We start from the raw sequence: 20200 nt of genomic DNA, 5'->3' as shown, positions 1-20200 counted from the left end.
CGCCCGTACCTATTTCAGACGGTGCTGGCGGTCAGGAGAAGTCGAACAATTCCGTCGGGTTGGCGACCAGGAGTTTGTGTCGGTTTCTCTCGTCGGGAACGATGTCCGGGATGCCGTCGAGGAGGATCCCGTCGTCGGGCATCGGGCCGTAGAGGTTGGGGTGGGGGAAGTCGGTCCCCCACACGACGCGCTCGGGGGCGTGCGCCGCCAGGGATGCGGCGAGCGCGTTGGCGTCGTCATAGGGCGCGCCGGTGAGGGTGACTCGGTAGGTGCCGCTCAGTTTCAGCCAGACGGTGCCGGTGTCGAGCAGTCGTCGCAGTGCCTGCACGGGCGGGCTGTCGAGGCCGTCGTTCAAGTCCACCCGGCCGAGGTGGTCGATCACCACGCGGGTGGGGATCTTGGTGATGACACCGAAGCGGTCGACGGCTCCGGTGCCCGCGACGTGAATCTCGACGTGCCAGCCGAGCGGCTCGACCAGGTCGGCGTACCGCAGAATCTCCTCGTCCGTCGGTGCCGCCCCGAGGTGCGGCATGAACTGCAGCCGGATCCCGCGCACACCCTCGGCGTGTAGTCGGTCGAGTTCGCTGCGCGGGGTGTCGAGTCCGATCAGGGCGACACCGCGGTAGCGGCCGCCGCCGGTACGCAGCGCATCGATCAGAACCGCCTGATCTCGTCCGTGCGAGGCGGATTGGACGATGACCGCACGGTCTATCCCGAGCGTCCGGTGCAACCGTGCCAGTGCGGCTTCGGGGACGTCGGGTGGGGTGAAGGTGCGGTCCGGGGCGAAGGGGAACGTCGCGGCCGGGCCGAAGACGTGGCAGTGGCTGTCACACGATCCCGGCGGGGGCCGGAAGGACGGCGGTGTGGGGTGTACGAGTGGTCCAGGGATGGTGGGTTCGGGTCCGAGGGTCATGGGATCTCCTGTCGGGCGACGGGCGGGTCGTCAGTCGCAGCGGGCGGACATGCCGCCGTCGACGACGATCTCGGTGGCGGTGATGAACCGTGCCTCGTCGGAGGCGAGGAACAGCGCGACGTTCGCGGTGTCGCGGCCGTCACCCATGAAACCGAGCGGGATCCGGGCCACGCGCTGCTCGAGCAATTTGTCGACGTCTCCCCCGGTCCGCTGGCCCGCGAGCCGGACCTCGACCATCGGGGTGTGCAGCTGGCCGGGAACGACGGTGTTCGCGCGGATGCCGAGCGGGGCGTGCTGCACGGCGATCGAACGGGTGAAGGCGATGATGCCGGCCTTCGAGGCCGCGTAGGCGGACTGGGCGGCGCCGGTCCAGCGGATACCGGAGGTGGAGGCGGTGTTGACGATGGCGCCCGACCCGGCCTCCTTCATGTGCGGGAGCACATGCTTACAGGTCAGAAAGGTGGTGGTGAGGTTGAATTCGAGCTGACGGTTCCAGTCCTCCTCGCTCATCTCCACCGGTCCCCCGGCGCGGGATCCGCCGACGTTGTTGACCAGGACGTCGATGGCTCCGAGCGTGCCACGGCATTCGTCGACCATTGTGCGCACCGCGTCGGTGTCGGTGACGTCGCACTGGAACGGGACGATGGCACCGTCGGGCCCGTCGAAGCGGGCGACGGTTTCGTCGAGGGCGTCGCGGTTGAGGTCGACGGCGAAGACGCGTGCGCCCTCTTCGGCGAAGCGGACGGCCGCTGCCCGGCCGTTGCCCCAGCCCGGGCCGACGCTTCCGGCTCCGGTGACGATCGCGACCTTGCCCTGCAGGCGTGCACTCATGCTGTTACTTCACTTTCTTCGGTCTGTCGTTGCTGTCCGACGTGGAGGGCGACGAGGAACCTCGACACCATGTTGTAAGCGGCGATGGTTCCGGTGAGTTCGACGAACTGCTGGGTGCCCAGTTCCGAGTGCAGTCGGTTGCTCAGTTCGTCGTCAACCGACACCGTCCGAGTCATCGCATCGGTGTAGTCGCGGACCAGCAGCTGCCGCGGGGTGAGCGGCGTGGAGTCGGCGCCGTCCCGTAGGGCTGCGACCTGTTCTGCGGACATGCCCTCACGCAGTGCCAGCGGGGCGTGGGCGCGCCACTCGTACTCGGCGCTGTTGAGGTCGGCAACCCGGCAGATCGCCAGCTCCCGCAACTCGCCCGGCAGGTCCATGTTGCTGCGGACCGCGCCGAGCAGGGTGTTCCAGCCGTCGGCGAAGGGCTCGCTGTGCAGCAGCGCCTCGTCGAGCGGGGTGAGGTGGCCGCCGCGGCGAGCGCGCACTCGGTCGGCGACTTCTCCGGTACCCGTCGCGGGTACGACTCTTGCCACGATTATTCGTCCTTTGGTCGATCGGTGTTCTGGCGGTGTCGGCGCGTTATTTCGCGGCGAATTCTTGTGGCGCGATGGCCGGTTCGGCGTCGATCACGGCCGGGGTGGTATGCCCTTTCATGACCTCGGTGGCGTAGGTGGGATCGAACTGCTTCTCCCAGCGGCTGACGACGATGCTGCCGAGCATCTGCCCGGACAGGCTGACCAGGCCGCGCATGGTGGACATGAAGCGGTCGACGCCGAGGATGAGCATGATGCCGGCGACCGGGATGACCCCGGTGGTGGGCAAGGTCGCGGCGAGGATGACGAATCCTGCGCCGGCCACCCCGGCCGCACCCTTGGAGGTGATGAGGAAGACGGCGAGCAGGGCGAGTTGCTGGGTCAAGCTCATGTCGATGCCGAAGGCCTGGGCCAGGAACAACGAGGAGAACCCGAGGTAGAGGCAGACGCCGTCGGAGTTGAAGGCGTATCCGGCGGGAACGACCAGGTTTACGATGCGGGGCGGGCAGCCGATCTTGATGAGTTTTTCCATCAGCTGCGGCATGACGGCCTCGTAGTTCGACGTTCCCAGGGTCACCAGGATCTCGGGCTTGAAGTAGCCGTACAGGCGCAGCACCCGGATGCCGGCCATCCGGCAGATGATGCCGAAGACGGTCAGGCAGAACAGGATTCCGGTGACCCAGAACGTCACGACCAGCGAGGCCAGGCTCTGCAGGGTGGACCAGCCGTAGGCACCGGTGGCGTATGCCATTGCACCGAAGGCGCCGATCGGTGCCAAGTACAGCACCAGCCGGACCATGTCGAAGAAGATGTCGCCGACGATATTGATTCCCTTGACCACCGGTGCCGCGGGGGTGCCGACCGCACGCAGGGAGATCGCGAACAGCAGTGCGACGAGCAGCACCTGCAGGATGCTGTGTCCGGTGAAGGCGCTGACCACGGTGTCGGGAATGATGTTGATCAGGAACGAGTACCAGTGCGTGTTCTCGGCGGTGGAGATGTATTTCTCCGCCGATCCGGTGATCGCCAGGTCGTCCGGGTCGGCGTTGACGCCGGCGCCGGGTTTGATCACGTCCACCACGACGAGGCCGACGATCAGCGCGATCGTCGTGACGACCTCGAAGTAGACGAGTGCCTTGAGGCCGATGCGACCGACTCCGGCGAGCTGGCCGGCCGAGGCGATGCCGGTCACGATCGCGCAGAAGACCACCGGGCCGATGAGCATGCGGATCAACGAGATCCAGCCGTCACCGAGCGGTTGCAGGGCGGTACCCACGTTCGGCCAGATCAGCCCGACCACCGCGCCCAGGACGATCGAGACCAGGACGGTGACGTACAGGTGGGTGGTGAAGGCCTTGCGCAAGAGCGACGGGCGTTTCGCGGGTGCCGCGGGGGTCGAGTCAGACATATCGAAGTCCATTTGTTCGCAGGACGTACATTTGTACGTAAGACGTTCACGACGATACGGAGTGGCGTGAATCTCTGTCAACACCCGCTCGGGCGTCGACCACAGCACTCAAGGTCGAATGGAGCAGGTCAACGTACAGTGATGGCAGTCACGGTGAGGTGTTGACAGTGTCGTGGAGCACGTTTAGCGTATTCGACAGCCGTACGGATGTACGTCTGTCGAACATTTCAGCGGGCGGTGAGCCCGCTTCGCCCTCGTCTGGCGTGTGGGTTCCGGACATCTCTCCCCTCCCCACCTCAGAACTCGATACCTGCCGATTCGGCATGAAGGGAACCCTGTGAACCCGAGTGACCTACCCCCCGGCCCGCTGCGTGGCGCAGCGACCGCGCCCTCGACGGCATCACCTGCCCCGGCCCCCGGCACCTCGGCGGAGGTGGAACGAACGATCTTCGCCTACAACGATGTTCAGATCGAAACCCTGAGCCAGGGCCGCGGTCCCGTGATCGTCATCCTGCCGTCCCTCGGTCGCGCAGCCGAGGACTACGACGACGTCGCTCCCCGCCTCACCGCTGCCGGTTTCCGGGTTCTGCGCCCCCAGCCACGCGGGATCGGTGCGAGCAAGGGGCCGATGGACCACCTCGATATGCACGCCTTCGCGGCGGATGTGGCGGCTGTTCTCGACCACGAGCAGGCCGGGCCCGCGGTCGTGGTCGGGCACGCCTGGGGCAGCCAGCCGGCGCGAATGTTGGCTCAGGACCGGCCGGAGCTGGTGCGCGGGCTGGTCATGGCCGCGGCGTCGGCCGGCAAGCTGCCTCCCGAGTCCACCGAGAAGCCCTACGGCAGGTTGCGTGAGGCCATCGACGGGGCCGGCGATCTGTCGCTGCCGGAAGCACAGCGCCTCCGCTACCTTCAGCAAGCGTTCTTCGCCCCCGGCCACGACCCCCGTCCGTGGCTGACCGGGTGGTTCCCCGAGACCCACCGCGCACAGGCACACGCGCGCAACGTGACCCCGGTCGACGCCTACTTCGCCGGTGGCACGGCCCCTATGCTCGACCTGCAAGCCCAGTTCGACGCGGTCGTCGTGCCCGACATCTTCAAGCCGATGCTCGGCGAGCGCGTCACCGTGTCCGTCATCCCTGACGCCGGGCATGCACTGGCGCCCGAGCAGCCCGCCGCGATGAGCGAAGCGGTCGCCGACTTCGCCCGCCGCCTGTACTTCACCGGTCGCTAGCCATGCCGCGCGCTGCACGCACGTCGCCGACCGATGAGCACCGCCGACCTCGAACGCGTCCGGGGAGAGGACCCGCCATGAAGCCGCTCCCTACCGTTCTGTTCGGCCTCCTGGTCGCCGCAGTCACCGTGCTGGCCTTCGTCAACGCCGCCTCCTCGGGAGGAACGGCCACCGCACGCAGCAAACTCACCCTGGTTGCCCCCGCGGCTCCCGGCGGCGGGTGGGACGGCTTCGCACGGGAGGCTCAGCAAGCACTGCGCGGTCAGGGAACGGTGAACAATCCCCAGGTCGTCAATGTTCCCGGTGCGGGCGGCACCATCGGATTGAGCCAATTCGTCCAGAACCCGGGACGCGAGGATGCCCTGATGGTCACCGGCGGGGTGATGGTCGGCGCGGTGGAACTGTCGGACAATCCCGAGTCCCTCGCCGACGTCGTGCCGATCGCCCGCATGGCCGACTATTACGCGGCATTGGTCGTCCCCGCGGACTCTCCGATTCAGACCCTCGACGACTTCATCGCCGCGTGGCGGCGCGACCCCGGCGGAACCTCGGTCAGTGGTGGCTCCCTCGGCTCAATCGACCATCTCCTGAGCGGTCTGCTCGCCAAACAGACCGGCATCGATCCGCGAGAGGTCAACTACATCCCCTATTCCGGAGGAGGAGAAGCATTGTCCGCCCTGCTCTCCCACGTCACCACGGCCGGAGTGTCCGGCTACAACGAAGTCAGTGACCAGATCGAAGCCGGCACCCTGCGGGCCCTGGCCATCTCCGCACCCGAGCGCATCGACGGAATCGATCTGCCGACGTTCCGCGAACAGGGCGTGGATGTGGCCATGTCGAACTGGTTGGGCGTCGTCGCAGCCCCCGGCGTCACCGATGAGGCCAAACGAGAACTCGTCGACATCGTCACCGAGATGCGGGACTCACCGCAGTGGCAAGAGGCCATCGACCGCAACAACTGGACCGACACCTTCTCGACCGACACCGAGTTCGCGCAGTTCATCGAACTCGAGGTCGCACGAGCCCAAGACATCATCGAGGAACTCGGACGATGAGTATCATCCACAGCCACGCCGTCCCGTCGACCAGCGCTTCGCAGCGACGACGATTCTGGACCGGTCGCAGCGAATTCGTGGTCGCCGCACTGCTCTACGTGCTGGCCGTCTGCTTCACCATCGGCACCGTCTCCATGCACGTCCTCGGCACCGCCGTCCCGGGCCCGCAGTTCTTCCCGATCATCGTCTGCGCCGTGCTGTACGGGACAGCGACCGCGCTGGCCATCGATATCCTGCGGCACCCCCGCGTGCCCGATACCGAACCGCATCCCGGACACGGCGACTTCTCCGCCGAGATGCTCCGCGACCTCGGTGACGTCGGCGACGAGCGCACCGACGCCCGCCCCGCACCGAAGTCGCCGCGTTGGAAGACGTACTCGGACTGGCGCACCCTCGCGCAGGTGCTCGCTGCCGCCATCGTGTTCATCGTCCTGCTCAACCCGGTGGGCTGGATCCTCTGCGCCGCCTTGCTGTTCTGGGTGGTTGCCCGGGCCCTGGGCAGTACGCGCCCGGTGTTCGACGTCGGTGTCGCGCTGTTGTTCTCGTCCGTCATCCAGCTCGCATTCAGCGCCGGCCTGGGATTACCGCTGCCGTGGGGGTTCGTGGGAGGGATGTTCTGATGGATCAGCTTCCGTTGCTGTTCGAGGGCTTCGCGCAGGCCCTGACTCCGATGAATCTGCTGTGGGTGTTGATCGGAGCGCTTCTGGGCACGGCCGTGGGCGTCCTGCCCGGCCTCGGCTCGTCGATGGCCGTCGCCTTGCTGTTGCCGGTGACCTTTTCCCTGGAACCGACCGCTGCGTTCATCATGTTCGCCGGCATCTACTTCGGCGGCCTCTTCGGGGACTCCACGTCCGGGATCCTTCTCAACACCCCCGGCAATTCCTCGGCGATCGCCTCCACCTTCGAAGGACATCGCATGGCTCGCAGTGGCCGGGCCGCCAAGGCGCTGGCGACCGCCGCCATCGGGGCTTTCATCGGCGGCATGATCGCCACCACGATGGTGGTGTTCTTCGCCCCGACCTTGGTCCGCCTCGCCACGGTCTTCGGACCGGCCGAGTACTTCGCGCTGGCGATCTTCGCGTTCCTCGCCATCTCAGCCGTGGTGTCCGAATCGGTCATCCGCGGTCTGGCCGCCCTCGGAATCGGTCTCGCCCTCGCCCTGGTCGGCATCGACGGACCGAGTGGTACCGCCCGCTTCACACTCGGTATGCCGCAACTGTTCGACGGAATCTCGGTTGTCGTCGTCACCGTCGGCCTGCTCGCTCTCGGCGAGGTCTTCTACGTCTGCACCCGAATTCACCGGGACCCCGTGGCAACCAGGACACCGTCTGGCGGCAGGGCTCGGCTCACCCTCGCCGACTTCCGCCGGGCACTGCCCGCCTGGCTGCGCGGCACGGCGTTCGGGGCGCCCTTCGGTCTCATTCCTGCCGGCGGCTCCGAGGTGCCTACCTTCATGGCCTACGGGACCGAAAAGCACCTGGCCAAGCGGAGCAACGACACCGAGTTCGGCACCACCGGTTCCATCCGGGGCCTGGCGGCTCCGGAGGCCGCCGCGAACGCGACCGCGGGTACTGCAATGGGCGCCCTGCTGGCACTAGGATTGCCGACCTCGGCGACGGCGGCCATCATGCTCGCCGCCTTCCAGCAATACGGCATGCAGCCCGGCCCGCTGCTGTTCGAGCGCAGCGGCGACCTCGTCTGGACCCTGCTGGCGTCCCTCTTCATCGGTCTGGTCATTCTGGTCATGATCAATATGCCGTTCGCCGGGGTCTGGGCGAAACTGTTGACGATCCCCCGGCACTACCTCTATGCCGGCATCACCGTGTTCTCCATGCTCGGGATCTATGCCATCAGCTCGTCCGTCATCGACCTGTGGTTGCTGGTGGGCATCGGACTGATCGGTGTCATCATGCGCCGCTACAACATTCCCCTGGCGCCGGTCCTGATCGCGGTGATCCTCGGGCCGATGGCAGAAACGGAGTTGCGGCGCGCGCTGGCGGTGTCCGAAGGCAGCCTCGGCATCCTCGTCGACAGTCCCATCACCATCACTCTGTATCTGGTGTTGGCTACCGCCCTCGCGGTCAGTGGTGTTCAGCATCTCCGGCACCGTGCGCAGAAAGTTCGTTGACCCCGCACCCCCGACACCGCTCTCCAGCATGTGACGCCCGTTCGCCCCGTTCATGATCGGGGCGCACGGGCGCGCTGGCGTCTTCCCCACAAGGGGTGTGGGGCCGCCCATAGTGCGGGTTGACAGCGGTGCACGGCATCCCTAGTGTCACGACCGTCTTGCGTACAGTAGTCCGTCTGACGTACGCACGTCACTCTGCTGCGACTTCACGCAGCACATTCGCAGCACCATTTCCGTACGCATCGAGCCGACGGGTCGGCTCATAGGAGAACCCCATGAAGTATGGTCAATTAGCTCGTGTTGCAGTGGTTTCGGCAGCTGCCCGGCTTCACCTCGAGGGGCTCGATGCCACGCCTGAGGGCCATCGCACGCAGTGCGCACCCGATGCCACCCGCGAATCCAGGGCGGTTGAGGAAGATGCACCCGCCCCGGTAGCGGCGGGTACGCAGCCCCGGCTCGTCGTCGAGCTCGCCTCCTCGATGTACCCCTTCATCCCGAGACCCTGCTTCATGAACTGCCAGCCCTCGGGCCTGAGCAGCTTCACCGACTCGCGCAACCTCGCGACATCCTCCTCGCCGGTGAAGAACGCGCCGTGCGAGCAGCAGCCGTCGTCGGGTCGGCCCGCGACGATGCCCTGGCAGCCCGGGGTGCCGAACACGCAGGTCCAGCGCGAGAGAAGCCACGTCATATCCGCGGCGATGAGGTGCTCGGCGTTGTCGGGATCGAGGAACTCGACCCATTCCCGAGCGAAGTCGAGCCCAAACTCAGGGCTCGGCGTCATCTTGCGAGCACGCCCCGCACTGCCTGCTGTCACAAACGCCCACGGTAGCCGACCCACATAACAGTTGGGTGGTCCCTTCCGGGGACGCCCGCGCATGCGGGAAAATCGGGTGCGGTCGCTCGCCGAGGTCGATCTTTTCTTGGCGCCGGTGAGCCCGAATAACAGTTTGATCCGGGGAGCCGATGGTGGGGCTGCGCATTGTTGCCACGAGCACGAGGGTCCGACTCTTTCCTTTTCCCTGTTCGGTTCCTGCGGGCGACCGCGTTCATGCAATCGGTTCGGTGGGAAGGAGTTTCGTCATGGATGAGGTCGACGATGTCGAACTGTTAGTGGAGCGGGTCGCGGCGCTGGATCTCGGCAAAGCCGTACTGGAGGCGTGTGTGCGGGTGTCGCACCCGCAGTGGCCCGGTAGGCGAATGCAGGAGCTGCGCGGTTACGGCACGACCACCGCACAGCTGCTGGCGATGGTGGCCTGGTTGCGGCACTGGCAGGTGCAGCGGGTGGTGATGGAATCCACCAGCACCTACTGGAAGGGTGTCTACTACCTTCTCGAAGCCGAGGGCTTCGATTGCTGGCTGGTCAACGCCCGCGAGGTGAAGAACGTGCCGGGCAGGGCGAAGACCGATCGGGCCGACGCGGTGTGGCTGGCGAAGGTGGCCGAGCGTGGCATGTGCCGGCCGTCGCTGGTGCAGCCGCCCGAGATCCGCCGGCTACGTGACCTCACCCGCTACCGCCGTGCCCTGGTGCAGGACCGCACCCGCGAGCAGCAACGGGTCGAGAAGCTGCTCGAGGATGCCCAGATCAAGATCTCGTCGGTGCTCTCGGAGCTGCACGGCGTATCCGGACGGGCGATGATGCACGCCCTCATCGCCGGAGAGCGGGATCCGCGGACGCTGGCCGGGCTGGCCAAGAGCGGTGCGCGGAAGAAGACCGATCAGCTCGAAGAGGCGCTGCGCGGATTCTTCACCGACCACCACGCGACGATTCTGAAGATGATGCTCGACAACAGTGACAGGATCGGCGACCAGATCGCCGCACTCGACGCGCTGATCGAGGACGCGATCAACCCTTTCTCCCGAGAGGCGACCCGCCTCGCTGACATCGTCGGCGTGAACACCGTTGCCGCCGCCGAGTTGATCGCCGAGACCGGGGTTGACATGACCCGATTCCCATCCGCCGCGCATCTGGTGTCGTGGGCGAAGTTCTGCCCGCAGACCCACCAGTCGGCCGGCAAGTCCATGAGCAAGGGCCGCGGCAAGGGCAACCCATGGCTGGCGGGCACTCTTGGTCGAATCGCGTTCGCCAACTCCCGGGCCGACACCTTCCTCGGCACCCGCTATCGGCGCCTCGCGCGACGCCGCGGCAAGCAGAAGGCGATCGTCGCCACCGGCAACTCGGTACTCACCGTCGTCTACCACCTGCTCTCCGACCCGGACGCCACATTCTGCGACCTCGGGCCCGGATACTACGAATCCCGGATCAACAAGCACCGCCGCGCCCGCGACCTCGCCACCCAACTCCAGACACTTACCGGTCAGCACATCGCCATCCGCGACGGCAAGGCCGTCATCACCGACACCGCCGCCTAACCCAAACCCACAGCAGCAAAACAACATAACCCGGCTCCGCCGGGTGCCTTCGGCCTGCCCACTCACCAATCCTATTTTCGGGTCAGACAAGGACTGATCGGATCCCCGTCCGAAAGCGAACGACGCCCGACCCGACTCTCGCCGGCACCCCCATGACACCCCGCGGTGATATGCGGTCGATCAACCAGGCCCGGTGCCGCACATCGGAAGCAACGGCGAGCGGCACGGCCCCAAGACGTCCGGCACCCGGTCAGCCCGCGAGGACCGTTTCACGAGCCCGGCGGGGCGCGACTACCCCAGGTGGAAGCGCAGCTCCCGGTGTGGCCCGGTGCGATTCTTCGCCGGACCTGTGGACGCCGGTCCGTGCCATCCCACGTACCCCGCACTGCGCGGCCCCACGCCTGCATGCGCACCGAGTCACCCGGAGCCGCAACCGAGCACCGAACCATCCTCACCGAGGCGACTCATCGTTGCAGGCTCAGCGCCCCCACACGGAGACTGGAAGGGCGACAGCTCTCCACCCACGCGCAGGGCACTCGCCGAGGGAGTGATCAACGGTGTTCGACAAATTCAGCGACCAAGCACGCCACGTCGTCGTGCTTGCCTCCGACGCGGCCCGAACCCACCACCACAACCACCTCGGCACCGAACACCTCCTCACCGGCATCGTCGCCGCCGGCGGCCCCACCGGTGCCACCCTCACCTCCTGGGGGATCACCGGCCCCCACATCGACAGCGCCCTCGACGAGATCCCCGCCTACCCGAACACCGACAGCGAATGTGCCGGGCCCCCCTTCACCCCGACACTGAAGAAGGCCCTCGCCCAAAGCCTGCGCGAAGCCTCCCTAATCGGACACGACACCATCGACACCGAACACCTCCTACTCGCCCTCCTCGCCGACACCACCTGCACCGGCACCCGAATCCTCACCCACCTCGCCGACATCAACCCGAACGAGATGCGCGACCGCCTCCGAGAACTCGCCGAACACCCGCAACCCCACGAGTAGACCCGCACACCCCAGCGAACTCGTCCATCCTCCCGACCTCCACGCGCGACCGCTACGCCCGGAGGACACCAGAGCTCAGGTCAAGATTTCGGTGTGAGTCGGTTGCAGCGTTGTCCCTGATCGACCGATACCGTTCTGCGCCGCCCGCGGTGGGTGCGACAACTGCTGAGCCCCGCCGAGCCGGACGCTGGTGGATAATCCGACTAGAAGGATCCACCCCGAAGACGATGCCCTCGAAAGAACGCCGACCCCGGCCAGGGCCTCAGGACCGCCCGAGTTCGCCGGGGCCGACCCGGAGCGCTCGCCGATCCGACCAGCAGATCCCGAGGGGACGGCTTGGGGTGGATGGCGCATTTTGTTGCGTATTGCACCGCGAGCACACACCCCAGGATTGGGGGCGCAGCCGTTACCGGTGTTCCAGGTCGGTGGTAACTGTGAGGTTGTGCCGTCGATACATCAATATGGAGAGATGACGTGCGGGTCCTGACACCGCATCCTCTTGGGGGACACCGAAGGTGGCCAACAACAGCTCGTGGACTGGATCGAGGTGAATAAGTAATGGACTGGAACTACTTCATCCATCCGGACATCTACCAGTGGATCTACTGGCTGGACGGCATGGGCCTGTTGTGGTGGTGGCCGAGGTAGACACGTCAGGTACAACCTGTAGGGTCTTGAGACTCGTGGCCAAATCTCAGATCGGAGGGCCACTCAGTGGCCACTTGGCCAATGGCTGAGATTGCATTCGATGTGGCTGCGCGGCGGGTCTCGAATCCCGAGGCGGAATCTCACGGCGGGTGGCGAGCCGTGGCGGATCCGCCATCGTGCTGCGGCGCGCCATTTCAGGCTCTGATCCGAAAATGGGGTGAGGTGCGTGCGGTCGGGACACGCGTTGTGATGCCCGCAGTGAGGTGGTCTCACGAGGTTCGGATCGGTGCTGGTTCGAATCAGGCTGCCGGGGCGAGGGTGACGGTGTAGCCGAGCGCTTCGAGTTGCCGAATGTGACTGTGTTTCTTGGTGTCCGGGTGGATGTGGCGGGTGTAGTGATCGGAACCGAGGTCGTGGAAGGTGACCTGTTCGTCGGAGAGCAGGTGCCAGACGACGACCAGGATGGAGCGACCGACGGCGACGATGGCGCGTTTCTTTCCCCGTTTCGCCAGCCGGCGGTAGCGGGCACCGAGGAAGGTGTCGGTCCTGCGGGTCATCACGGCGGCCTCACCGAGGGCTGCGGCCAGGTACCGGTTGCCATGCCCGGAGGAACCGTTGCCCTTGGTCTTTCCGGCCGAGGAGTTGATGCCGGGGGAGAATTTCGCCCAGGAACACAGGTGCCCGGCGGTGGGGAACCTCGACATGTCGACCCCGACCTCGGCGATGATGGTCGCGGCAACCACCGGGCCGATCCCGGGGATCTCATCGAGCCGGGCCGCCGCCGCCGCGAAAGGCGCCATGTGCGCCTCGATCTGTTCGTCGACCGCCGTGATGTCGGCATCGAGGGTATCGATCCGGCCCAGCATCCGGGTGAGCAGGAACGCGTGGTGGTGATCGAAGTGCCCGTCGAGGGCCTCCTCGAGGCAGGCGATCTTTGTCCGCATCCGGGCCCGCGCCATCTGCGCCAACACCTTCGGGTCGTTTTGCCCGTCTATCAGGGCATCCATCATCTCCCGTCCGGAGACTCCGAAGATGTCGGAGGCGACGACGGAGAGTTTTATGCAGGCTTCTCTGAACTAAATGATCTTGACTTGTGCTGTTGAGCGGCGGTCTTCGTTGTCAGGTGGGGGCGGCGGGCATGCCGATGTGGACGGGGCGGCGCCGAGCGGTGAGGGTGTCGAGTTGGGCGAGCTTGTTGCGGGTGGCTTCGAGGCTGACGTTGAGCCCGTCGACCTCGCCGAGCCAGCGTTCGCGGTGGGCCTCGGCGATGCGATCGAGGAGATTGTCGCGGATCTGGATCAGTCTGGTCCGCTGGTCCGGGTCGGGGCGCAGGAGCGGGCAGCGGATGCAGCTGTGTTCGTGGATGCATGGTGTCGCGTAGGAGCGTGCGCAGGTGCCGAGGGCGACCCGGCGTCGTTCGAAGTGTCCGAGGAACTCCTCCCACTCCTCGTCGGTCGGTGTGCGGTATTCCTCGCTGGGCCGCAGGGCCCGGCGTCGGGCGATGAAGGCGCGGTGGCTGTTGATGACTTCTTCGGGGTAGACGGCTTTGTAGCCCATGGTGACATTGATATCGCGATGTCCGGCGACGAGTTGGGCTATATGCGGCGGCATTCCGTGCATGATCGCGTCAGTGATCAGGATCCGGCGGAAGTCGTGGGGCACGAACCGCAGCGGCTCTCCGCTGACGGCGGTGAGTCCGGTGCCGGCAAGGGCGGCGGCGATCAGCGTGCGGATCGCGTGCCCGGTGATGGGCCGGGGCTCACCACCGAGACGGCGCTGGAACAGCAGCGGCATCGGTGGGTTCCAGACTCGTTCGTGGTAGTCGTAGGCGACCACGAGGGGGACGGCGCCGGTGTCGTCCCGGACGCGGGTGATGATCGCCGAGAGCACGTCGGCCAGTTCCGGGCTGATCACCAGCAGCCGTTCGGTGTCGGTCTTGGACGGCGCGATCTGCAGCAGCGGAACGAGTTCGCCGGTGGCGGGCACTCTGTAGTGGATCAGGCTGTGGTGCGACAGTTCGGTGAGCTCTTCGATGCGGACGCCGGTGTGTCGAAGCACCTCGACGGCACTCCACGTCCAAAATGCTTGGTGTTCTTCGTGAGTGAGATCACTGCGCTTGCCTGTGTCCGGGTCTTCGGCCCAGGTCTTCCCGGCCGTGGCGTGGCTGGTGACCGAGCGGCGCAGCGTCTGACCCGCGGCGGTGAACAGCGCGCCCGGCTCGGTGTCCTGTGCCGCCTGTAGCCGCTCGACGGCGTCGTGGTGAGCCTTGGTGACGGTGTCGACCAGCACGGGCATCACGGGCAGGCGTTCGCGGGTGCGCTGATCCATCCGGGACTTGCGGTGCGAGCGCTTCTTCTTCTGCGCGGCCGCGTCGGTGTCGCGGATCGGGCACGGCGCCACCCACGGTCCCCATCGGGACGGGTCTTCGGCGGCCCATTGGCTCAGGTCGAGGTAGAAGGCGCGCACCGTCATCAAATGGTCGGCGGCATTGATCCGCGGCTCGGTGCACGCGGTGAGCTGTCCGTCGATCGTCCGACGGACCGTTTTGGTCGCGATGCGCTGCTTCCAGGCGGTCGCGACCTCGGCGGGCAGGCGCAGCGACGCGATGCCGGGGTGGTGGATCTCCAGGTCCCGCCAGAACAGACGGCCCAGGGTGTAGGAGAGCTTGTGCAAGCTGGCGTAGTCCAGGGCCGGCTGGCGTTCACGCAGGTAGTCCACCAGCAGATCACGCACCGGCGCGCAGTCGATGCCGTAGCGGTCGATCAGCTGCTCGCAGCTGAGCTGGCCCTGCGTCCGCAGGCCCCTCGCCGTCGGCGCGCCATCGCCGAGCACACCGGCGGCGCGCAGCAGCTGATAGAAGTACGGGCTGCCGGCCGCCGCTCCGGCCTGCTGGTCCTCGACGACCCGCAGCAGCTCCAGACAGTCGCCGACGGTGATGTCGTCGACCCGCCCTCCCTTGGCGGCCAGGATGGCCGCGATCCGCCGCATCGCGAGCTGAGCGGTGTGCGTGTTGACGCCCGCGCCTCGGCACAGGACGGCCAGTTTCTCGAACCCGGCCGCGTCGCGGCTGCGGGCGAACTCGGCGGCCAGATCCCTGGGGGTGCTCGGTGTCATCAGCCAACCCAGGCTCGGACGGATCACGTCGCCGCAGACCAGCAGCGACATGCCCCGGGCCACCGCGAGCCGGCCGTGTTCGGTGTCCGCCCGGGACCGGTCGGTGGCGGGCAGCCGCCGCCAGGCCATGTTGCCCTCGGCGTCGGCGCCCGAGGCGAGCCACCGGTCCTGCCAGCTGTCGCCGGGCTGGTGCTCGAGCCAGTCGAGTACCCGAGTCAGACCGCGGCGCCGCCCGGGCTGCAGGCCCGCCGAGACCGTGGTGAACGGCTCGGTCAGCAGCCGAGCCACGATCAGCTGCCGGGGTTGCACGGTTTCCGGCCAGCTGTCCGGCAGCGGGCGGGGCGGGAACCGGCGCAGCGACGCCAGCACACTCGACGACCCCGCCTCGGTCCGGGCTTCGGGCCGGGCTCCCTGATACAACCCTGCGTGCGAGACTCCGCCCACCTGCGCGGCGGCGCTCACCGGTCCGGTCCCCCGAACAGCACCCGCAGTGATTCGGGGCGGTAGCTCAGCCGCTCGCCGCTGCCGTCCGGTGGCGCCGTGGGCCCGGCCGCACGCCGGTCGTGGTGGGCCAGTACCTCGGCGATCATGTCCTCGACCGGGGCATTGGTGTAAAGCTGGGTGGTGGACAGGTGGGCGTGTCCAAGGACCCACTGCACGTCGGTCAGCGTCATCTGTGGGTCGCGGGCCATCCGATAGGCTGCCGTGTGCCGAAGATCGTGCAGCGTCCAGTTCGATCCCAACGACTCGTTGGCCCGGGTGAACATCGCCCGAGCCGCATGATAGTTCAACGCGCGCAACGGCTTCCGTAAAGTCCACCACAACGGCTGATCCCGACCGGCCGGCACCAGACCGGTCAGCTGCACCTGATACAGCCGCAGCCACACGAACGCGTCCGACGAGGCGGGCAACTGCTGCAACGCCCGGCTGCCCTTCCGGATCACGGTGATCAGCTGTTGCCCCGGGTCGACGTCGGCGACCGTGGCCCCCAACAGCTCCGAGGCCCGAGCCCCGGTCGAGACCCAGAACGCCACCAGCGCCCGATCCCGATGCGACCCCAGCCGGGCGAACAGCTCGTCAAATATCTCGTCCGGGATCTGGCGCGGCACCCGCGAGGGCACCCTCGGTCGAAACCGGCCACGACGTTCGGCCGTGAACGCGTCCATCGGGTTGTGATGCGCATTCGCCCGCCCGGCCCGGCGGTGCCGTGCCAGCGGGAACGGATTGACCATCGGCCCACTGCCGGCCTCGAGGTGGAACTCGTAGAAACCGCGCAACACCGTCTCGCAGTGCGCCACGGTCGCCGCCGCGTACCTGTCGCCAGGCGCGGGCTTGCCGGTCACCGGGTTCGGGACCGGCGTCCGTCCCCGCGCGGCCGACGCCGACAGCTCATCGTCGCCTCGACTCCGTGACGACACACCGGATGGCTTGTCGACCAATTGAATCCAGCAGCAGAAATCACGGGCCTCGACCGCAGTCGCGCGCTCCCACCCGATCTCGATCGCCCACACAAACCGGAACCAGCGCAGCAGGTCCAGACCGTAGGACCGCAGGGTGCTCTCCGAGCGACCGCACGCCTGCAGTTCCCGCAGGAATGCCGCGACCGGTCCGACGACGCCGCCACCGGGGTCAAGGAGCCGATACGGCTCGAACACCTCGCCAGTGGCCACGACCGACCCCAGCCGCGGCACAATCAACGACTCCAGATCCCGCGGCATACCCGTTTCTCCAGTCACGAGGCCGAACCGTAACCACACACCCTGGGATCAGTCCGCCGAACACGGAAAACACCTTCCGTAGTTCAGTCAACGGGGCGTCCTCGAGGAGTTTCTCGATCCGGTTGTTCTCCGCTGTGCGGGCGGCGACGAGAGTGCTGCGGTAGCGGGTCAGATCCCGCAGCTGCCGGATCGGGCGCGGGGGCACGAAGCTCGGGCGCAGCATCTGCCGTTCGGCGACCTTGCACAGCCACACCGCATCGAGCACATCGGTCTTCGGTCGACCCGGTAGGTGTTTAACGTCGCGGGCGTTGACCAGCCACGGGTCGAGTCCGTGTGCCTCCAAGAGGTAGAAGACTGGTTTCCAATAATCAGACGTTGCTTCCATCACCACGCGTTCGATCCCGAGGTCGACCAGGTGGTTGGCCAGCTCGGTCAGCGCCCGGGTCATCGTGGAATGGGTGGTCACCTCCTGTAGTCGCGGAGTGGATGCGCCCTTCCCCGGGACCCGGACGCAGCACACCACTTCCGCCTTGCCGATGTCGAGTGCCGCGACCCTGGCGATGATTTGTTCCTCGTCGCGGGATTCTGTCAGCATCTTCTGCTCCTATCCTCGGCGTATCGACGTGTCACAGGTGGTCGCCCGTGGGGGTCACAGGAGGGAAAGGAGTAAGAATCTGATCCTCGTGCTCGGTGATCGAATGGCAACACTGAAGGGCCCACGGCGTGATCCCCGCGCCCCGCTACTGAACAGTCTCGAAGAACTAGAGAGCCACGGCGTCGACAGGCGACCACGAGATCATTTTCAGTCCTGAATGGGCGTCCCGCCAGGGACAACGTCGCTACTGACTCATTCGTGGGTGGGTTCGGCCGGGTAGTTGTGGTCGAGCGCCTCCGAGGCTGAGCATCGCGAGTGCGATGACGGCCTCGGGGGTGTGGAACCCGAATCCGCGTCGGGTGATGAGGCGGATTTTGGTGTTGACCGATTCGATGCGCCCGTTCGACAGGCCGTGTTCGATGGCGGCGAGGATGGCGGGTTTGTGGGCGCGGATGCTTTTCTGCAACGCGACAAAGGCCGGGATCCGGGACCGTCTCGCCCAGCCGATCCATCGATCGAGTTCGGTGGCGGCGTTCTCGGCCGGGAGTTGGAAGATCAACCGCAAGGTTTCCTTGAGTAGGTAGGCGCGGTGCAGCACGGGATCGTGCAGTTCGATCCACCGCAGCGTCGCCTGCTGCCCGACGGTGAGGGTGTCCGGGTTCTTCAGCAACGCCCACCGGCTGCGTTTCACCGTTCGAGCTGGTCCGGCCTTCGGGCGGCGGCGTGGTTTCCCACCGCCGCCGCGGGAGGCGTTCTCGGTGGCCCGGGCCCGATTCCACGCGGCCCGGCGGACCGCGTCGAGGGCTTCGGTGGCCCAGGCGACCACGTGGAACGGGTCCGCGCAGCGGATCGCATCCGGGCAGTACCGGGCCACCACCGATCCGATCCACCCGGCCGCGTCCGAGGTGACGTGGGTGATTTTCGCGCAGCGTTCGGGCCCGAGCCGGTCGAAGAACCCGGACAGGGTGGCCGCGTCCCGGCCAGGGGCGGCCCACACCAGCCGACCGGAGTCGTGGTCGACGACGACCGTCAGATACTTGTGGCCCTTCTTATAGGAGATCTCGTCGATCCCGATCCGACGCAGCCCGGCCAGCGGGTCCCGGGCGGGTGCGGTGTCGGCCCACACCCGGTCCACGATCGCCCCGACCGTGCGCCACGCGGTGCGCATCACCTCGCACGTCGCGGCCTTCGAGGTGTGCGTGGCCAGCCACGCCACCGTCTGGTCGAACGAGTAGGTGTGCCGGGCCCAGGGCACCGCGGCCACCGTGACCCCGTGTTCGCGGCAGGACACCCGTGGGGCGTCGGCCTCGATAAAGGTGCGGACCAGGCCGCAGTCCGGGCCGCGCCATCGCCGCCGCCCGGCACCGCCGTCGTAGCCGGGGCTGCGCCGACCGCACACCCCGCCCCGGGACCGGGCCCGGGCCTGCGGCCGGACCGCGACAATCACCGCCGCGGCCGATTCGTCAAAATCGACGTGCTCGATCACCGTCTTTTCGACACCCAACACCTGACGCCATATCCTGGCTTCGCGCACGCCGTTCTCCACACATGTAGCCGACTGACCCTAGACAAGCCAGAACGCTACTGGGACAACGGCGTGCGCCCTCACCAGGACCGGAATTCACCCACGATCACAGCAATAGAGCCCCATTTCAATCGGTTCACCGAATCGCCACTAACCGGAGCGGGCGGCGTGATCCTGATCGTTCGGGGTGTCCCGATTGACGCCCCGAAAGCACAATCATCACCGGACGGGTCAAACGGGAACGCGCAGATCAGGAGTCTCGGTCAACGACCCGCTTCCGATGACGTGCCGGTCACCGTTCCCTACCGAGACGCCCGCCTCCGCCGCAGAGGGACGCGGGCGATCCGCTCCGCTGAACCGGCAATCTGACAGCGGGGCCAGGCCACATGGGCGACGTCGCCTTCCGACGCGAGTACCGCGCATCGTCAGCGGAAGCGGATGGGTGAAATCTACGCTGACACAGTGGACAGTCTGGATCATCCGGCAGCGATGAGCGCCATTGCGCGCTTCCGGGCGGGTGGGAGCGGTGACGGCACGGCGGAGCCGTACCTGGTCGTCGTACGTGAGGATGTCGCTGCCGTTGCGCTCCGGGACGCCCAGTCGAGGTGCGTCATCATGGTGAACAAAGTGGAGGGGCAATGGGAGACGCCTCAAATGGTGACCGTCGGCGTGTTGCCACGAGCGGCTCCTGATCGAAACTTCCGGCCATCGTTCATCCAACGCCTGGAAATTCATCGATCAGGGCCACCCACTGTTGACGGTGGTCCGCCCGACAGTTCGTGGATCACTGTCAGTGGTTTCGCAGCCAGCGGTGCGCGGAGCATTGCAGTGGCAAGTTCCCTCGATAGATGTGTTGCGGATGTCGCCGATGACGGATTCGTTCTCGCGGTACTGCGGTCACCTTGGCGCGAGAAGCCGGCCGTCGTCGTCGCCATGAGTGACGGACGCAGGATTCCGTGCGCCCATCCCAGCCTCGGTTAAGCAATCTCTCACCGATCCGCCATTGGGACACCCGTCGGCAGCGCAAGCGCGACAATAGGTGAATGACCGAGCTGCAGATTCGCGAGGCGACGTCGGACGATGCCCAGGTGTGTGGGCGCCTCATGTTCGACGCCTTCGAG

Annotated in this window: 16 protein-coding genes and 1 pseudogene; 7 read left to right on the top strand and 10 right to left on the bottom strand. The window is 66.8% G+C overall.

Annotation, left to right across the window (positions count from 1 at the left end; translation table 11 throughout):
* Nucleotides 1–31: 31 nt before the first annotated feature.
* The 4 genes from G9373_RS36310 to G9373_RS36295 are packed head-to-tail and all read right to left on the bottom strand — an operon-like array spanning nt 32 to nt 3685.
* A complete protein-coding gene (locus tag G9373_RS36310; protein ID WP_005574798.1) occupies nt 32–913 on the bottom strand; it encodes an amidohydrolase family protein in 882 nt (293 codons plus the stop codon).
* A gap of 30 nt (nt 914–943) precedes the next feature.
* Complete coding sequence (locus G9373_RS36305) at nt 944–1744, bottom strand: SDR family NAD(P)-dependent oxidoreductase (protein WP_005574796.1); 801 nt, start codon at nt 1742–1744, stop codon at nt 944–946.
* Nucleotides 1741–2277 (bottom strand): carboxymuconolactone decarboxylase family protein, encoded by a 537-nt coding sequence (locus G9373_RS36300; protein ID WP_043794065.1) that lies wholly within the window; start codon nt 2275–2277, stop codon nt 1741–1743. The genes G9373_RS36305 and G9373_RS36300 overlap by 4 nt, the downstream gene beginning before the upstream one ends.
* A 46-nt stretch (nt 2278–2323) precedes the next feature.
* A complete protein-coding gene (locus G9373_RS36295; RefSeq protein WP_240960931.1) occupies nt 2324–3685 on the bottom strand; it encodes a cation:dicarboxylase symporter family transporter in 1362 nt (453 codons plus the stop codon).
* Nucleotides 3686–4118: 433 nt separating this feature from the next.
* Between G9373_RS36295 and G9373_RS36290 the strand changes: the two genes are divergently transcribed.
* The 4 genes from G9373_RS36290 to G9373_RS36275 all read left to right on the top strand — a co-directional run bounded on the left by G9373_RS36290 (nt 4119) and on the right by G9373_RS36275 (nt 8099).
* Nucleotides 4119–4916, top strand: coding sequence for an alpha/beta hydrolase (locus G9373_RS36290; protein ID WP_005574790.1), 798 nt, complete (start codon nt 4119–4121; stop codon nt 4914–4916).
* Between the two features lie 77 nt (nt 4917–4993).
* Nucleotides 4994–5971 carry a tripartite tricarboxylate transporter substrate-binding protein gene (locus G9373_RS36285; RefSeq protein WP_054247661.1) on the top strand — a complete coding sequence of 326 codons (978 nt, stop codon included), beginning with the start codon at nt 4994–4996 and terminating at the stop codon, nt 5969–5971.
* The gene (locus G9373_RS36280; protein WP_167119765.1) at nt 5968–6591 is read left to right on the top strand and encodes a tripartite tricarboxylate transporter TctB family protein; all 624 of its coding nucleotides are present in this window, start codon (nt 5968–5970) and stop codon (nt 6589–6591) included. The genes G9373_RS36285 and G9373_RS36280 overlap by 4 nt, the downstream gene beginning before the upstream one ends.
* Nucleotides 6591–8099: a tripartite tricarboxylate transporter permease gene (locus G9373_RS36275; protein WP_120659145.1), complete on the top strand. Its 1509-nt coding sequence runs from the start codon at nt 6591–6593 to the stop codon at nt 8097–8099. The genes G9373_RS36280 and G9373_RS36275 overlap by 1 nt, the downstream gene beginning before the upstream one ends.
* Before the next feature lie 323 nt (nt 8100–8422).
* On the opposite strand, the pseudogene G9373_RS36270 reads toward G9373_RS36275, so the two are convergent.
* Nucleotides 8423–8880 (bottom strand): annotated as a pseudogene (locus tag G9373_RS36270) (hypothetical protein); the annotation flags it as partial.
* 299 nt (nt 8881–9179) lie between these two features.
* Between G9373_RS36270 and G9373_RS36265 the strand changes: the two are divergent.
* Nucleotides 9180–10469 (top strand): IS110 family transposase, encoded by a 1290-nt coding sequence (locus G9373_RS36265; protein WP_167119762.1) that lies wholly within the window; start codon nt 9180–9182, stop codon nt 10467–10469.
* Nucleotides 10470–11026: 557 nt separating this feature from the next.
* On the top strand, nt 11027–11479 hold the full coding sequence (locus G9373_RS48370) for a Clp protease N-terminal domain-containing protein (protein ID WP_005560720.1): 453 nt from the start codon (nt 11027–11029) through the stop codon (nt 11477–11479).
* A gap of 947 nt (nt 11480–12426) precedes the next feature.
* Here G9373_RS48370 and G9373_RS36255 read toward each other — a convergent pair.
* The 5 genes from G9373_RS36255 to G9373_RS36235 form a co-directional block, all read right to left on the bottom strand.
* Complete coding sequence (locus G9373_RS36255; protein WP_240960930.1) at nt 12427–13134, bottom strand: IS110 family transposase; 708 nt, start codon at nt 13132–13134, stop codon at nt 12427–12429.
* Between the two features lie 112 nt (nt 13135–13246).
* Nucleotides 13247–15703: a site-specific integrase gene (locus tag G9373_RS36250; protein ID WP_346842892.1), complete on the bottom strand. Its 2457-nt coding sequence runs from the start codon at nt 15701–15703 to the stop codon at nt 13247–13249.
* Entirely contained in the window at nt 15700–16911 is a 1212-nt protein-coding gene (locus G9373_RS36245) for a site-specific integrase (protein ID WP_283293136.1), read from the bottom strand. The genes G9373_RS36250 and G9373_RS36245 overlap by 4 nt, the downstream gene beginning before the upstream one ends.
* A complete protein-coding gene (locus G9373_RS36240; protein ID WP_240960929.1) occupies nt 16871–17554 on the bottom strand; it encodes a transposase in 684 nt (227 codons plus the stop codon). Before G9373_RS36240 ends, G9373_RS36245 begins: the two co-directional genes overlap by 41 nt.
* 244 nt (nt 17555–17798) lie before the next feature.
* On the bottom strand, nt 17799–19088 hold the full coding sequence (locus G9373_RS36235) for an ISL3 family transposase (RefSeq protein ID WP_167119759.1): 1290 nt from the start codon (nt 19086–19088) through the stop codon (nt 17799–17801).
* 429 nt (nt 19089–19517) lie between these two features.
* On the opposite strand from G9373_RS36235, the gene G9373_RS36230 reads away from it, so the two are divergent.
* The gene (locus G9373_RS36230) at nt 19518–20060 is read left to right on the top strand and encodes a hypothetical protein (protein ID WP_167119756.1); all 543 of its coding nucleotides are present in this window, start codon (nt 19518–19520) and stop codon (nt 20058–20060) included.
* The last annotated feature ends 140 nt before the right edge of the window (nt 20061–20200 follow it).

Origin of the sequence: Rhodococcus sp. A14 (genome assembly GCF_011603105.1) — a bacterium.
In the GTDB taxonomy this organism is placed as follows: domain Bacteria; phylum Actinomycetota; class Actinomycetes; order Mycobacteriales; family Mycobacteriaceae; genus Rhodococcus_F; species Rhodococcus_F opacus.
Note: the sequence above shows the minus strand (reverse complement) of the source record. Positions and strands in the feature narration are given on the sequence as shown.